The following is a 15,754-nucleotide window of genomic DNA, read 5'->3' as shown; positions in this document are numbered from 1 at the left end:
TATTGCTCAATATATTCATCATTACAACCATGAACGTGGACATAGTTATAACCAATATTTAACGCCCGTAGATGCTGAAGCAGCATAAGGTCTTTCAATGTAGGTACGAAAATACTTGACCACTACACTATTGCGCCATAAATGGGGAAGATAGAAAAGTCTCTGCCCCCGAATCCGCCGCCTAACTGCAAGGTTCTCACATCTATCTTGGATCCAGTAATGTTTCTTTTAAGCGAAGCGTTGATAGCCCCTTCATCTGATATAGGCGACTGCGTGGGTGTGTACATTACAAGATCATATTTTCCGTCGTCTAATTGGATGACTTTACCCAGGCAAGCATCTGGTTCAAGGTAGCAAGGGTCAATAGTTGGCGTAGAGCTTCTAAGTTCTAATACTGTGCCTTCATCGAAGCTTCTTTCAATGGTTGGAAACCGCGAGTCGTCACGTTCTCCAACATCGACTCCTTGTCCGCCGAACAGTTTTTCAGTTGGCGGGATTGCCCCAAACGCTAACCAGTCATCCAGTGCGCTTGAAATAGGATTCGACTCTTCATATGCAGTGGGCGAAGGCGTCGTTAACGGGCCGTAATTCACGAGATTTCTAACACCGAGTTGTTCGCGTTCAGCATTAAGAAACTTTGCCACGTCATCAAAAAGCAAAAGAGCGATAGGCTGGCCGACATAACGAGCAGATTGTCCTTCGTCGACGAACAAATCGACCTCTGGGGTAGCGCCAAATAGACCAAACCCAAAATCAAGTTCATAACTCTCCGAAGAATCTAATTTATTCCTAAATAAATCTCCCTGCCTGATAAAACACTTAATAGGAGAATACTTTTGAACTTCAGTTAAATTCAGATCAATAAAAGTTCGATTAAGATATGAAGAACGAAGGATTAGTGCATGCCATGTGACATTCCCCCAGTCTTCCTGATTATTTGTGACTATCTTAATATCCTGTGAACGAAGATCTCTGACGTAGATCTTCTTACCTAAAACTTTATCCAAAGCATCGATACGCATTGTAGCCCCTATGATAGAACATTCCTTTTCTCTCAGCAGAGTAAGGAAGCACAACTACGAAGATAATTTAATAGTAGCAATTTGATAGGGCTTTTATAAGCTCTATTGCTTTTTATCAGAAAAAGAATGAAAAGTTTGAATTAAAAGACCCATTTTTTTAATGCAGCCTGTCTATCTAAGTGACTTTTTATTACTTATTGAGAATTGATGAGATGGGAAAGAAACAGTTTGAGATTATTTCGATGTCCGATAGTCATTGTCTGATTAAAATTTGTGACATGCTAATAGACTTTGATGTTAGTGAAGGGACTGCTGCTATTGATTACGGTGAGAGTGTTGGTCTTTTCGAGACTGTATCAATAGAGAGGGCGTTTGAATTGTTGGGGGGGGACTGTTGATGAAAATGTGAGTGCTATTTGTTATATCTCAAGGTCGATCTTGAAAAGGAAATTCCACTGCGATAGTTTGCTAAGAGGTAATTGACAATGGATGTGTTTGTTATGCGATTAATCATGTTACATGCTCTCGTTCTATTTTTAACATTACCTATAATGGCGGATGAGAAAAGCAAACAGTTATCAGATGATGAGATACGGCAAGTGCTTATAGAACGCTCTATTCGCCAATACCAAGGCAGTTGTCCTTGCCCGTTTTATCGAGATAGAGCTGGACGAAAATGTGGAAAGCGTAGTGCCTGGAGTAAACCTGGTGGAGCTGAGCCTCTTTGCTATAAGTCTGATGTTAGTGATCAGTTGGTGAAGAATTATCGGAGGCGGTTAGTTAAAGATAGCTAAGTGGACTTTTAAATGCGCAAAAAAATAAGGAAAGTATTCTTTCCTCAGGAAACTACACTATTTACATAAGTATATGATAAACAAACAATCGTATATATCGTTAAATAGGCAATTTTCGCTTGTTCCTAAAGATCAGGAAGATGCAGAAGGTTACGAGGTTCTAGCATTCCTGGGAAGGGCTAATTTTAAGCTTTGGGATGATTTGGAGTGTGAGTATCGTAGCGTAATACTAGACGAAGCTGGTGCTGGCAAGACTGAAGAATTTCGTCAAAGAGCCCATGAATTAGAGAATAAAGGCAGAGCATCCTTCTTTATCCGTTATAGGTTTTTTAGAGGTCCCAGGCACACCCACTTAAAATCAATCAGAACTCGTTTAGTTTTAATTGGGTAGATACAAAGAGCTAACTAGCTAATATCTACCGAGCTCCAAAGAAAAGCGAAACGATTTCTATGAATCATGAATTTTGAGTATTAGACTAAACGCTTGACTGATTACTTTGCTAAGCATGGTTAAGGAGAAGATTTGGGAGGTAGTAAAAAATTCAGAGGCAAGACTTGTGTATATTGCCGAAGTAGTAAGTCCACTACAGCTGATCACGTTTTTCCTAGAGAATTATTTCAAATAGAGCAGAGAGGTAACCTGCCTAAAGTCCCTTCTTGTAAAGAGTGCAACAATGAGAAGTCAAAGCTAGAGCATTATTTAACTGCTGTTTTGCCTTTTGGCGCAACACACTCTGATTCAAAAAAAGCTCTATCCGTTGATGTTAGCAAAAGACTAGAGAAAAACCGAAAATTGCATAGAAAGCTAAAGGACGGTTTTGGTTATATGTTAGTCCCATCTAGTGAAGGTGGCCAAGAAAAAAGATTAGCAATAAATCTAGATTATGAGCAGTTACATGAGTTGGTAGGCTTCATCGGAAGAGGATTAATATGGCATCACTGGAATAGGTACTTGCCCTTGGACAGAAGCTTTACTGTATTTACTCCGTCATTATTAGGAATTGAATTTGTCTCAGACTTACTCCAAAAGTCTTCAAATTTGCGTGTAGCCGTTCAATTAGGTGACGATACCGTTAGGTACAATGGAGTAATGAGTGAAATTGACGAAGGTATATCAGTATGGACCATTCTGCTACTCGGAGGGATGACAGTATTTGACGACGATTTGAGTTATGAGTTTAAAAATAGCTTTGTAGCAATGATTACTGGTTCAGAAAAAGCAGTTAGGAACATTGAGCGTTACATATCAAACTAAAATTTCTTTAGTGGAGTCTGTGTCCCAGGTAAGCATAGCTGGAGTACTCTATTGGGTGCTTCCCTTTTAGCCGCTCTATTCGTATCTCGATAAGTGTTCCTAATAGGCAAGATGCTTGAGGAAGGATATCCGCAGTATTAGTGGTGGAGGGAGCTTTCTTGTTGGTTTTGAACTGACAAAAGAATCAATTAAGTATCACTTTAATAGTTGTAAGGCTAAGAAGGTTTTATGTTTGGCGAATATTTTAAACGGAGAGGTCAGTGTCAAAAATAGGTCAGTGTAAGTTATGTAATGAAAAGGAAGAGCTGCAGTTATCTCATGCGGTGGGGAACTCTGTATTTAAAAAGATTTCGAGAAGAAATTCGGGAAAAGTAATTTCGATTACTTCGGGAAATGAACCTGTTGCGTATAGTAATGATAGTTGGGCAGAGCACCAGCTGTGTTCTAAATGTGAGAGACTACTTAATCATGAGTATGAAGACTACTCTCTTGGTGTACTAAGAGGAAGGGGAGGCACATTCATTAAAACTGATGCTGGGTTATCTCTTCGGAACATAAATCAACATAGGTTGATAATGTACTTTTTATCCATTTATTGGCGAGCTGCTAATTCTGCACATCCAGCTTATAAAAATGTTTTGTTGGCTGAGCGAGAAAGTGAGTTTCTAAGGCATGCGATTCTTAATAACTCGAGAGTATCATCCGGAAAGGTGTCCATAAAAATTAGCCGGGTATTAGACTTGAGTAAAAGTAAGGGGTTTACTTCTGATGCTATAAAACAGTTAATAGTGTCACCATTTCTCCGTATCAATGAAAACTACAAAGAAAACAAAGTATCCGTGTGTTTTATGTTCGAAGGTTTTTTTATTGAGATATTCACAAAAGCGTTGAGTATTAAGGAAAGGAGAATACATGGTGTTCTTTCTAGAACTCAGACAAGTCTTATGGTTCCTTATCTGAATTTATTTGATATTGAAGAAATAGTGGACTTAATGGTAGTTGGATATGGAAAGCATATTGATGGTAATAGTCGAGTAAAGTGAGCTAATAGGTTAATAGAATTTCAATAACTCAATTGGTAATTGAGATTTTTTTGGGGGCAGCCTGCTCTATCAGTCTTAAATTAGGGAGGAATAATCAGGCTTTCATAGAAAAGTAGTGTGCTTGTTCATTTCTAAATATGAGAACTATAATCACCATAGGTTAGGTTTTTCTGAGCCTTGGAAAACGTTGAATAAGTATAGTGATAAGTTAATCAATTAAAGAAGAGTTATTTAATATGATTAAAGTAATTTTCAGTTTTCTTTTTATTGCGGGCATTATTTTAAGTCAATCATCTTATGCTGAACCCCTGGCTCAAGACACAATGCGAGTGCACTTCATCAATGTTGGCCAGGCAGATGCGACGCTCGTTGAGTTTTCGTGTGCCGCGATATTAATTGACACTGGGGCTGAAAGCTCGAGTGATGTTTCCTATCTAGTTAACTACATAAAAAGGTTTTTTGAGCGCCGTACAGATTTAGGGGGGCAATTAGCCCAATTGATTATTACTCATCCACACCCGGATCATACGAAAGGTGTATCTAAGATGATTGAGAGCTTCAAACCTCGAAACATTGTTACTAATGGCCAGGACACTGGTTTTGGTGTCGGAGCACAAAACGATGCGAGGGTGTATGCCAACGAGACTGGTGGGGTTAAAGGCTGGTATGTCCTTGAACGAAAAATAGACAAGGATAAAGGGCTGGTGAATCAGATAATTGATCCTGTAACGTGTGATGGTCATGACCCGAAAATCACTGCTCTATGGGGGCAGGCTGATTACGATGAATCTTGGATGCAGGAAAATTACGAAGATGAAAATAATCACAGTGTAGTTATTCGTATTGATCTTGGTGAAGCATCCGTTTTATTCACTGGTGATCTAGAGAAATCCACTTCTACGTCGACTAGAAATTTTCGTCCTGCCGGGATAGAGCGCTTAGTTGAGGCATATAAGGGGACAGGTTTATTAGACGTCGATGTCTATCAGGTGGGGCACCACGGTGCTAGCAACGGCACAACTGTGGAATTGTTAGATGAAATGTCGCCGGAAATAGCCGTATTTTCTACAGGGCCTGCATGTGAGAGAAGCGGCTTTACTGCATGGAGTCACGCACACCCTCGGACTTCTGTTGTTCAAATGCTGAATGATTCTGTCCGTGGTAACCGTAATCAAGAAATTATTTTTCCATCATTTGTTCGCTGGAACACAGATCCTGTGTATTCGAACATTAGGAAAGCAATATATTCTACTGGGGTAGAAGGTACTGTTGTGCTTGAGGGGAAAGCTGATGGTTCTTGGAAAGAAATTCATCAAGTTGAAAGGCCTGCTTGTTTGTCAGAATAAGAGAGCATGGCATATGCGAATTATTGTACTGGAAGGACTATCATGGAAATAGAGATTCCAATGAAGTTAGGCCTGTGGTGGTCGAAGTCCCACCTAGAAGACCAAACAGGAAAGATTGTGATCGAAAATGATTACTTGTACATGCCTGAAAGATTTTCGGAGTGTTTTTGGATTCTATTCGAAAGACTGAACTACACACACGATTATTGTTTGCACCAGCTAATTTGTTCCGAACATAAATTGGAGGAATCTAGACTGCATGCAAAAGAAGGCCCTTATGATGAAGACCATTATTACTGGGAGTACAATGTGGATGTTATTGCGAAATGTACAGTGCTAGTGGTCATGACAAGTTTTGTAGAGTGGGGGCTGAAGAGGGTATTGAAGGAACTAGCTGAAACGATACCACCTAAAACTGATAGAGGAGTTTCAGATATTGGCCATTATATTAACTACCTAAAAACTGAGTTGCTGAGTAATTGGGAAGTGTCCCCCGGTACATTATCAACACTAGATAGTTTAAGGAGACTACGGAATAAATTTGCGCATGGAGAATGGGATGCTGTTGAACCTTTGTTAGAGGAGCTACTATTTAAAGATACTTTTAGTGCCGTCAGTTGTCTTTTTAGAACTATAGAAGAGAGTGCTTGGGAAAGTGAATGGGGGAAGTGAGTGCCTTTTTATGTTTCTCTATTCTCATCTTGAATATTCAGTTTTACTGAAGCAAGCGGATGACTTCTTGAGTTCAAAAAATATAGTTCTTTTTAATATTTAAATCTTGTGCTTTCCTACAGACTTATGCCATCGTTCTTCATCAGCATGTAAATATCGTGAAGTTGTATTGATATCGTTGTGCCTTGCAGTTTGTCTGAGATGGTGCAAATCGACGCCAATATCAGCAAGGTGAGTCATGGCAGTGTGACGCATCCAATGAGTGGAGGCTTTTCTAAGCTTAAAAGCCTGCTCCCGCTTTTGGATTTCAAGTGAGTCGGCAGTTTGGTTAAAGAGCTTCTTTACAATCCGATAAATCATGTTTGATGATACTCCTCGATTACCTTTCAAACTACGCAATACTGGCGTATGTTCATCCGCAGTAGGCAAATCAGATAAATCTAGAAAGCGTCGGTAGTCAATCAATGCCAATAGCATAGAGTTATTGACGGGAACTTTCTCACGCTTGTTGCCTTTGCCAAGAATATAACACCACCACTTACCTCGGGTTTCTCGAAAATCGCTCATTTGTAAGTTAGCAACTTCGCTTACTCGCGGGCCGAGCAGGTAGAGCAAGTGAAATAAGAATCGTATACGGGCCTTATGTTCACGTTCACGGAGCGACTTTTCTGGCAGTTCTTCGATAAAGCTCCAAACATGACTCCAAAGCTCCTGTTCCAGAAATCGCTCGACCGTGTTGTTATTGGTCGATTTTGCTCGTTTCCTGCGCAGTAACTTAACAGGATTTCCCAGCAAATAACCCGCATCTGATAAATACCCAAATGCAGCGCCAATAACAACCAGTGCCTGGTGCCGACTGGTTTCGCTCAAAGGGCCTAAAAATGGACGCCATTCTTTAGAATGCCTTGGTCGTCTTGGCCCACACCATTGAGCCGCAGGAGTAGGGGAGGCAAGAAACTGCTCGTAAGCTCTCAAGTCATCACGATTTAAGCTTGAGAAAGGCTTATTCAAAACCAATAGGCTCCACAACAATAACCTTTCGATCTCTTTTCGGTAATTACGGTACGTTTGAGGGGAGTCTTTAAATTCTTCGAGCCAACTATTGAGCGCTTCCAAATCATTCTGCGCATTAATCAACAGCCCATTACCCGAATTACGATTGGATCCAAAGGTACCATCGAATTCAGAGTTTAACTGTAGCCGTTCCAAGGGTAGGGGATGTGTTACCGATAAGTGAGTCATCTTATTGATTTTACTTGATTATTTAGTCTCTTTATTTCAGTATAAACGAACTTAAATATAATTCAAGATTAGTAGAATAATCATGAATTATTGATATATATCATGTTATTTTATACGTATTACGTAACATCTAATTTAATGCTAAACTGAGCAAACAAACCAATTAAAGGCACTCAAAGGTCTGTTATGGCTCGTCCTGGCGTCAGTTACGAAGAAGCAAAACAAGTATTTACATCAATCTTAATTCAGGGAGAATCTCTGAGTATTCAACGAGCACGAGAATCGTTTGGCTCTGGCAGTAACTCAACCTGGCAACAACACTTGGCTAAATTTCGTAAAGAGCAGAAAGGTAAGTCCATCCGTAGATTACCTGAAAGCTTCCCAGAAGAACTTGTACCTATGTTTGAGCAGCTGTGGGTGAAAGCCAATGAAGCTGCAGAGCATCGGTTTGAGCAAGAAAAGGCTCAAAGCAAAGACAGAGAAAACACATATAAAGCAGAAATCTCTGAGCTTGAATTAAGGATTAAGAAATTACATGAAGATTTAGCCAATGCTCAGGAGACTATAGAAGCATTGACAGAAGCACATGCGCATCTTGAGCACGCGCTAAATCAAAAGGAACAACAGTTTATACGCATCAATACGAAAAATAATGCCCAAATTGAGTCTTTAATCGATAAGAACAAAGAGCTCCTGAAATTACTTGATGAACAGAAAGAGCTTAATAAAACCCTAGTATTAAAGCACGAACGCGCGACTACGGCTCTGGAGTCAAAACACAGCAATGATATCAGGCGACTGGAAACGAGCGAAGCTAAATGGATAAGCCTTTATGATGAAAGTAAGCAAAACGAGAAACAGATAAACGGAAAACTTGAACGTGTTTCCAGAGAGAACTCCGAGCTCAAATCAATCGAGAAACGAAAGATTCAAGTTGAAGCATCACTACTAAACTCTGAGCAGCAGATAGAGAAGCTGGAAACAAAAATAACTCAGTCTGAAAGTATGCATAACCAACTACTCAGGAATAACGAGTCGCTAAAAATTCAGCTCAAAACAGCTAACGAATCAAATGCAAAATTACTTTCTGAGAATACGGAATTAACATCAAAATTAGTGGAGGAAAAACAAGAAGCAACCCAGCTCAAAAAGAGCTCTTTATAAGAAATAGTGCTGTATGCAGTATAAGACTAAACAGCAATCTATTTTACTCTACACGTGGACCGATCATACTTAACTCCTGATGTGGTTGATTTTAATCTTTAGAAAACTATACCACCAAACCATAGAAAATGCACTGACCAACAAACATCCTAATCAGAACCATTGCGTTCAATTATTTCATACTCATTGGAAGTACTTAATACAAGAAATTTATCCTTTAATTGATGAACAGCCATACCTGTAAAACTGAGATTTTCTCAATTTAAGAGTTCTAAATATATTGTATTAAATCAACTAGTTAGGTCTTATTACGGTAATTTTTCCCTGAATATGCATGGACACCCTATATTAGAAGACCAGTCAGATTTCTCTTTAATTATAGTATGATGAATTGTACGCATAATATATATTATGTTAAATTATATATTCACAAGCCCAAGCCTAAAGCTCCCCTGGATGCTGGTAGCTCAATACTCTATTACGCCCTTCGTCTTTCGCTTTATATAAGGCTGAGTCTGCTGCCTGAATCCAACTGTCCATGCTTGCAAAGTCAGAGTCCCAGGATGCAGTACCCAAACTCACAGTTACATAGATAGTCTGATCGCCGATATCTATTGGCATTGCCTCTACTTGCTTTCGAATACGTTCGGCTAAGGATACATCTTCTATTTGGGCTTGGCCGGGAGCAAGAATGATAAATTCTTCGCCGCCATAACGTGATATAAAATCCTCGTCTCGACATGAGTCTTTGATGATCTCTGCAACAAACTTTAAAACGAGGTCGCCAACAAGATGCCCGTGGGTGTCGTTTATGCGTTTAAAATGATCAATATCCAGCAATATTAATGAGAAAGGCTTATCGGTTCTTTGCAATCGCTCATATTCCAAATTTGCCTGCTCATTAAACGCTCGTCGATTGTACAATCCAGTGAGTTCGTCATAGCGAGACAAGTTTTCAAGTCGAGTGGTTGTATCTTCGAGTCTTTTTAATAATTTAAACAAGTAAAAAGGAACCATGAAGATAGCTAACCAAGGTGCTAACAGCATATTTCCTTGTTCTTGCCAGTAGCTTACCGTTAAGGAAATGAAGCCAAAATGGATAACGCACATTATCGTTGAACTTAAAAGATAAGGGATGCCAAAGCGACAGCCATTCCCTATTATCATCCAAAGGTATAAGCTATATCCTATTGCCGCGTGCTCACCTCCAAAATATAAAATAGAACTGATTGCACTTGCGTCCACAATCTGTCCCAAAAGAATTCTTGCTTTAGATCTGGCTGGCCTGAAGTGAATATGGGCCAGGAATATGGTAGAAATAATCAGATATAACGTAAAAACAAAGCCCATCCAGGAGTTTCTTGGAGAGCTAACAATAAGAAAGGTAATAATGATAGTACCAATAATGGCTCGTACTTTGGCTTGTTCGTATTCTAAACCCGATTCAGCTCCTAGATGCGCCATATACAACCTGATAAACAACCATTTGTTTAGCTAGTATAGCAGAGCTCTCAGGTTTGATTTTTATCAAGGATAGCTAAATGCTTGAGGGGCAAGCCAAAAAATATGTTCTCAATTAAAGAACTCGAAAGAAGTGCGTTTTCTCCCACTAGTCTTTTAGTTAAGAAAACCTGATAATATCGCTTCCAAACTATCATGTTTTCTCTATTACAATTAACTATTAGCCGCCTCTTGAACTCTGGCATGCTATCCCATTGAGCAGCGTCAACTCTATTCCAAGTTTTTTGGAATTCACTGTTAATGCCCGAAGTATCAATTGGAATAACTCCAGCTTGCATTGCACGGACCCGACGTTTTGTAGTGACAGAATTAGGACAAACATACTATGAATGGTGCAAAGATTTAATACCAGCGGCAGAAGCAGCTCAATCCGTACTAGACAATACTCAATCCTCCCTAGGTGAAACGGTTTGAATCTCCTGCCCTATTTCTTTATTACATGAGTTGGTGGGCCAACTACTGGTCGACTTTGCAGCTCAATATCACAATGTGACTATTCATTTGATCGATATGAACCGAGCTGTTGATGTTGTTGGTGAAGGATTAGATATTTCTCTCAGGGCGATCATTGGGATACTCAAAACATTATTTGGTGGCTAGCCCTTTACTGGTAGAAAAAGTTGGGCATTCCGAAAAAACAGCGGATCTTATCAACTGGCCCAGTTTAGCTGAACGTTCTGTCGACGGGCCCTACTAGTAACTGATATGCACACATTACGAGAAGCTGCTATCGCTTGTATTGGTGCGGCATAACTTCATGAAGTGATGGTACATAAACGGCTTCAGCAAGGTAAGCTTGTGCGTTTGTTTGAGGATTGGCCACCATCAAAAGAAATCATACATGCGATATTTCCGACAAAGCGCGGTCTCCCGCCAGCAGTTCGTTTATTTATTGATTTCCTAGCCTATCAGTATTCGCAAATGGAGATAATGGAAGCGAGCGTCTAACCTTTAATACTTAATGATAAGAGAGGCTGCGAGCAAAAATGTTTAATACGATGAAAAATTTAACCAGAGAAGTATAGCTACCTTGTAGGCCACTTTTATTGAATGTGTTAAAAACACACTTTTACTCATGTGCATTCTATTGCAATTTATCATTTAACCTATTATTAGGCGCAGGTCGAGTAGAAGAAACTAATCTCCTATAATAACTCTTTCTATCTTAAATTTTCAAATTCGAAATTAGCGATAATATCGTAATGTGCTTGCTGAAATTAATAAATTTACAAATGACTTTAGTACTGCTAATCTTATATCTTACTTATAACCTGCACGGAAGGTAGCTCACTTTGAAATTATCTTAGACATATAAGATCTTACTTAGATTAATAAAAAGTATTTTAAGTGGAGTTGGGTATTAAGTAACCTAACGAGTATCGAAAGGAAGTCAGATGAACAGGCAAAAAAATAAATATTTAATGCAAAAGACAGCTATTTAGGAATTTATTTCGACGATTACTTAACATTGAGCTTGGGGAGAAGTTATGATTCACATGAAATTCAATGAATTTAAATTCTTTAGAGCCTTTTTCTTTCTGTTTTCTAGTTCGTTTGTATTAAGTGGATGTGTTGTAATGCATGACGAGAGTCAACTTTTTAAGTCAAAAGGCGAGCCAGCCAATTATTATCGAGTAAAGGTATCAAGCGCTGCATTTATGACTGGTGCAAAATATTCTTCTGGATTTTATGACGAAAAAGCATTAGATATATTTTTAAATGAATTTGGGGAACACTCGGAATCTAACGAAAATAGTGAAGGTTCCATCCAAAATAATTATGAAGATCCAAAGAGAAAAAACGTATCAATCAAATCTTTAGCTTCTAATGGGGTCTACGCATACATATTCAGTGTAAATGCAGAAGAAATTACTAGAACAATTGGCGCATTTTCCGAAAACCAAGTTGCAGCTGATCATATCACTGCAATATTAAATAAAGAAAGAATTAAGTTAGTAGATGAGAAGCGCAGTAATGTGGAACAAAAACTTCTAAAACGCCAAGCAGTTGCAAGTGAACTGGATGCCTTAATGAAAGCTATCCCCTCTTCCCCCCCCCCATCATCTTTATCCGGATACGATAATATTTTGAACGCAATAGGAAAGGCTCTTGGATACAAAAAAGGCTTTTCAAATTGGGATGAAGCACGGGCTTTTTTCAACGGATTATCGACGGAAGGATAAAATTATGAGAATAGCTGCCATTGTCTGTAGTGTGTTCATACTTTCTGCTTGCGGCTCTTTGAGCACGAACGTAGCAGTACTTGACCCAGCTGTTGTTCAAGCGGCAAAGTCGGAAAGCTTTGTATCCAGCGAGTTCGCAGCTGCGATTAATCAGGATAAGGGTTACATAGTCAATAAACTGGCTAAGAAAAGAAGGTCATTGAATGATAGTTTTGAAGATCTCAGTAATGCATACTTGGCCTATGCTGAAATATTATCAAACACAGATAGTAAAAAAAATACGTTTACTTTAATTGGAAAAAGTTGGCGTAAAGAATCTAAGGGGTCAGGGGCTTTTAATAAAAAGATAGATCTACTAATTGACGAGCTTGCTAAGTTAAATTTATCTGTAAGACAATCAATAAGAACTATAAGTGAAAGAGATGCAATACTCAAAAATAATAATTCCGTTCCTCTAGAAACGAGAACAATCCTTACAAACCGAAGAGTGGTATTTGACAATTTGAACTCCGCTTTGAACTCTCAAAAACAACATGTTTCTAAAATGATTGAAAACTTGGAGATTGAGATGAATAAAGCTCCCCCCTCGACTGATGTCGCTCGAATTAAAGCCACAATGAAATCGGCGAGAGATAAGTCAAGTGAGTCTATTTCTCAAATAGAGAAATCTCTCCTGAATGTACTACAAGTCAAGTCAATTAGAGATGATTTTTTTGCCTATTATGTAGCGAACGCACCTGAAGAAAAGTGGGAGAAAAAATTTAATAAAGTTGAGGCATTTGGTTTATTTGGCGATTCCGACTTCATAATCGTAGTAGATGAGGCTGGAAATTTTAAGATGAAGGGAATCTCATTTAATCCGGGCAAAGTCGCTGAGATGGCTTCTAAAGTGACCTTGCAGTCATTAATCCTAGCGTCATCAATGTCAGGCATATCGGCACCTAAAGGCGACTCTTCGACTAGTGACTCACATGCGTTGGTTAAATCCAATAACAGCTTGCTCAATGCCGAGTCTGCATTCACAAACTCTGAAAATCAATATTACGAATTTCAAGAAGCGCTCATAGATATTGCGTGGAGCATATTGCAAAAACAAAATGAGTTAAGTGCTACTAGTTCATATGTAGATGCAACAAAGGCGGTAAAGGTTACCTATGAAGCTCACAAGGCTCGTTTAACTATGAGCTTATCCAACCAATAGGAATAATAGTTATATAATTGTAGCGGAGGATTACAATGAGTTTAAAAGAAGGAGATGTTGTTAAGCTTAAAAGTGGAAGTGAAATAGGCAGAGTTTGTGAAGTTACTGAAGGCGGCTTTTGGGTCTATTTTGAACATAGTGGATGCAATTACGTCCCATTGGATAGCTTGATAGAAACGTCAGGGCATCCACCTCAATGTCCGGAAGATTGTTGCTCGTAGCTAAGGTTCTACTTTTGGGCTTGCACATGTGAATTTTGGTCTTAAAACAATATTTGCAGCAAGGAGATCAATTTGAGCAACTACAAAAATATTTTAATTAACTCCGTAATAGCAGTATTCATAGGCTTTGTTACATTAGTTATTACTTCCAATAAATCACTTTACGAAAATATATTTTCAAGTTGGCTGGCCCAATGCCGAGTCTCAATTGAAACAACGTTGATTAAAGGCACACTAAAAAAATTAGACAATAACGATGAATACGATAATCAAATAGCTGCTGTTATTTTACTGCATGCGTACGGCTCTGTTCCAGTAGAGACTACTATCCGATTTGTTTCGTCTAATCCAATAGATAATGTAAAGATGCTCCATGTTCAAGGAAACAATCGACTGATTCACCCTCAAATTAAAGAAGAATGCTTATGGGGTGAAGTAGACGATGATAATGCAACTTGCATCTCTGTACTGCCAGAGTTAAGTCCAGAAGTTAGCTGGAAGTTGAAGAATTTTAGTGAAAACATGGATGTAGCATTTAAAGTCGAGTTTAGATTTAAAGGAGATAGCCCAGCACACTTGCCCAAAGCTTATTTAGTGGGCGACAGGGAAATGGGAAAGTGCTTGGTTGAAGAAGCATCATGGCATAACTTTTGGACCTGGGCTGGTAAAGGGTGGTCTATCACAATTTTGCTATTCATATTGGCCTTATTGACATCATTGACAACCTTTCTTAAGGATGTTTTGTCCAAGAGAACCAGTGATAAAAACATAGAAAACAGTTAAATAGGTAGGAATTGGAGAGCTCGATGCAATTTACTAAAAATCATTTTCGGTCTGTTTTGTTAACGGGGGCTTCATTCGCAATTGTATGTTTGTTTTCTAGTTTATCAAAGGCTGAGACGGAAGTGAGAATAAATGTTTTCGCGCAGTCTCATTTTCGAGGCGGGAATGACCACCCTATCCCCAAAATGCCAGTGAATGTGAGTTACTCAGACTTTGGAAATAAAACAGATATTAAATGTAGTCGCACATCAAGAAAAGGAGTGGCTACCTGTCGACTTATAAAAAAAAATTGTAGCGCTGAGGAAGACAATAAAATACAGTACGACATAAAGTTTTATAAACATTACAAAGGACTTGTCGCTAGCAACAGATACATAGAACTTTTTGTCAGTAAATGTCAGTTCGAACTCCCTAATATCTATGATGTTATTTATAAATTTAAACAAGCTGAAGTTTACAGTCGTTCTCAAGAAAACATTAGCAATTTCTTTGAAAATAAGACTTTTTCTATTAATGGTTTTAATAAACTTAACCCTTCCTATTCTGAAGTTACAACTAATGTAATTCAAGAAGTAAGGGCTGTGGACGACTTGGATTTTAAACAACTAGCCACGGACTCCAATAACTTGGTTGAGTACTATGTTAAGGTAGCTAATTTATACGACTCAGATAGCGAAGAGTACAAAGTTAATCAGGATATTGCAAAGCAATATGAGCGTTTTTCCGTCTTGTTAGCCAATAATAAAATTTCTACTATAACTAAAGGGTTGGCATTGAGTTCGGAAAGAATCGCTATAAAAGTATCTCCTGAGCTAAAAGATTACAAGAGCAATTTGACAAAGTGGGGGGATCTACAAGGTGACTTACTTAAGATCATAACTTGTAAGGGATGTGACAACCAAATATTACAAGAAGATCTTTCGAATTTGCTACTAAATAAGGAGCTAGATAGCAAAACGATAAAGTTATTGAATAACTTCTAAGAGTACATCGAAAGCTTTAGCGTTAAATATTAATTGTAGTAGATCAAACCTGCTCTGACAGTTATGAGCTAAGTTTTTCTCGACCCAAATACGTTTGCCATCTTTTAGTGTTTCGTCTGGTGTTCGACCACAACACAGTCTTCCTTTGACCTTACCCCTTGATTAGAGCCAAACTTTTGATGAGATTTTCATTTAAGTGACCGGCTCCCATTTTTAGATCCACCTTGTAGTGAAGACGGGCTCATCAAAATTCGCTGTTACTTAGGAACTCTTTAGGCGACAGATTATTAAGAGCTTGATGAGGTCGACTCTCGTTGTACTCTA

General features: G+C 38.6%; 17 protein-coding genes. 13 read left to right on the top strand and 4 right to left on the bottom strand.

The genetic code is table 11. The features are described from left to right. Nucleotide 1 precedes the first annotated feature (1 nt). On the top strand, nt 2-88 hold the full coding sequence (locus NH399_RS26065) for a hypothetical protein (protein ID WP_371876119.1): 87 nt from the start codon (nt 2-4) through the stop codon (nt 86-88). Between the two features lie 34 nt (nt 89-122). On the opposite strand, the gene NH399_RS24985 is transcribed toward NH399_RS26065, so the two are convergent. Next, nucleotides 123-1,022, bottom strand: a complete 900-nt coding sequence (locus NH399_RS24985) for a molybdopterin cofactor-binding domain-containing protein (RefSeq protein ID WP_253044217.1) — start codon at nt 1,020-1,022, stop codon at nt 123-125. Nucleotides 1,023-1,522: 500 nt separating this feature from the next. Between NH399_RS24985 and NH399_RS24980 the strand changes: the two genes are divergently transcribed. The 5 genes from NH399_RS24980 (at nt 1,523) to NH399_RS24960 (ending at nt 6,132) form a co-directional block, all read left to right on the top strand. After that, on the top strand, nt 1,523-1,816 hold the full coding sequence (locus NH399_RS24980) for a hypothetical protein (protein ID WP_253044216.1): 294 nt from the start codon (nt 1,523-1,525) through the stop codon (nt 1,814-1,816). 523 nt (nt 1,817-2,339) lie between these two features. After that, on the top strand, nt 2,340-3,071 hold the full coding sequence (locus NH399_RS24975; protein ID WP_253044215.1) for an HNH endonuclease: 732 nt from the start codon (nt 2,340-2,342) through the stop codon (nt 3,069-3,071). Between the two features lie 260 nt (nt 3,072-3,331). Next, on the top strand, nt 3,332-4,114 hold the full coding sequence (locus NH399_RS24970) for a hypothetical protein (RefSeq protein ID WP_253044214.1): 783 nt from the start codon (nt 3,332-3,334) through the stop codon (nt 4,112-4,114). 236 nt (nt 4,115-4,350) lie between these two features. Then, nucleotides 4,351-5,460: a ComEC/Rec2 family competence protein gene (locus NH399_RS24965; protein WP_253044212.1), complete on the top strand. Its 1,110-nt coding sequence runs from the start codon at nt 4,351-4,353 to the stop codon at nt 5,458-5,460. Nucleotides 5,461-5,502: 42 nt separating this feature from the next. Further along, nucleotides 5,503-6,132, top strand: coding sequence for a hypothetical protein (locus tag NH399_RS24960; RefSeq protein ID WP_253044211.1), 630 nt, complete (start codon nt 5,503-5,505; stop codon nt 6,130-6,132). Nucleotides 6,133-6,231: 99 nt separating this feature from the next. Here the strand turns inward: NH399_RS24960 and NH399_RS24955 are convergent, their stop codons facing one another. Continuing rightward, nucleotides 6,232-7,374, bottom strand: coding sequence for a site-specific integrase (locus tag NH399_RS24955; RefSeq protein WP_253044210.1), 1,143 nt, complete (start codon nt 7,372-7,374; stop codon nt 6,232-6,234). A gap of 186 nt (nt 7,375-7,560) precedes the next feature. On the opposite strand from NH399_RS24955, the gene NH399_RS24950 reads away from it, so the two are divergent. Next, on the top strand, nt 7,561-8,538 hold the full coding sequence (locus tag NH399_RS24950) for a DNA-binding protein (protein WP_253044208.1): 978 nt from the start codon (nt 7,561-7,563) through the stop codon (nt 8,536-8,538). A gap of 441 nt (nt 8,539-8,979) precedes the next feature. Here the strand turns inward: NH399_RS24950 and NH399_RS24945 are convergent, their stop codons facing one another. Together NH399_RS24945 and NH399_RS24940 are read right to left on the bottom strand one after the other, a co-directional pair. Continuing rightward, complete coding sequence (locus tag NH399_RS24945; RefSeq protein WP_253044207.1) at nt 8,980-10,002, bottom strand: diguanylate cyclase; 1,023 nt, start codon at nt 10,000-10,002, stop codon at nt 8,980-8,982. Nucleotides 10,003-10,049: 47 nt separating this feature from the next. After that, a complete protein-coding gene (locus NH399_RS24940; protein ID WP_253044206.1) occupies nt 10,050-10,337 on the bottom strand; it encodes a hypothetical protein in 288 nt (95 codons plus the stop codon). A gap of 169 nt (nt 10,338-10,506) precedes the next feature. Between NH399_RS24940 and NH399_RS24935 the strand changes: the two genes are divergently transcribed. From NH399_RS24935 to NH399_RS24915, 6 genes are all read left to right on the top strand, one after another. After that, complete coding sequence (locus NH399_RS24935) at nt 10,507-10,659, top strand: hypothetical protein (protein WP_253044205.1); 153 nt, start codon at nt 10,507-10,509, stop codon at nt 10,657-10,659. Nucleotides 10,660-10,824: 165 nt separating this feature from the next. Next, entirely contained in the window at nt 10,825-11,007 is a 183-nt protein-coding gene (locus tag NH399_RS26060) for a LysR substrate-binding domain-containing protein (protein WP_371876121.1), read from the top strand. 548 nt (nt 11,008-11,555) lie between these two features. Next, nucleotides 11,556-12,242, top strand: coding sequence for a hypothetical protein (locus NH399_RS24930; protein ID WP_253044203.1), 687 nt, complete (start codon nt 11,556-11,558; stop codon nt 12,240-12,242). Continuing rightward, nucleotides 12,169-13,443 (top strand): hypothetical protein, encoded by a 1,275-nt coding sequence (locus tag NH399_RS24925; RefSeq protein ID WP_253044202.1) that lies wholly within the window; start codon nt 12,169-12,171, stop codon nt 13,441-13,443. Before NH399_RS24930 ends, NH399_RS24925 begins: the two co-directional genes overlap by 74 nt. A gap of 293 nt (nt 13,444-13,736) precedes the next feature. Then, the gene (locus tag NH399_RS24920) at nt 13,737-14,447 is read left to right on the top strand and encodes a hypothetical protein (protein WP_253044201.1); all 711 of its coding nucleotides are present in this window, start codon (nt 13,737-13,739) and stop codon (nt 14,445-14,447) included. 23 nt (nt 14,448-14,470) lie between these two features. Continuing rightward, nucleotides 14,471-15,430 carry a hypothetical protein gene (locus NH399_RS24915; protein WP_253044199.1) on the top strand — a complete coding sequence of 320 codons (960 nt, stop codon included), beginning with the start codon at nt 14,471-14,473 and terminating at the stop codon, nt 15,428-15,430. Nucleotides 15,431-15,754: the final 324 nt, after the last annotated feature.

This window comes from Pleionea sp. CnH1-48, from assembly GCF_024124665.1.
Taxonomy (GTDB): Bacteria; Pseudomonadota; Gammaproteobacteria; order Enterobacterales; family Kangiellaceae; genus JAMXSB01.
This window is presented reverse-complemented; position numbering and strand designations above follow the sequence as displayed.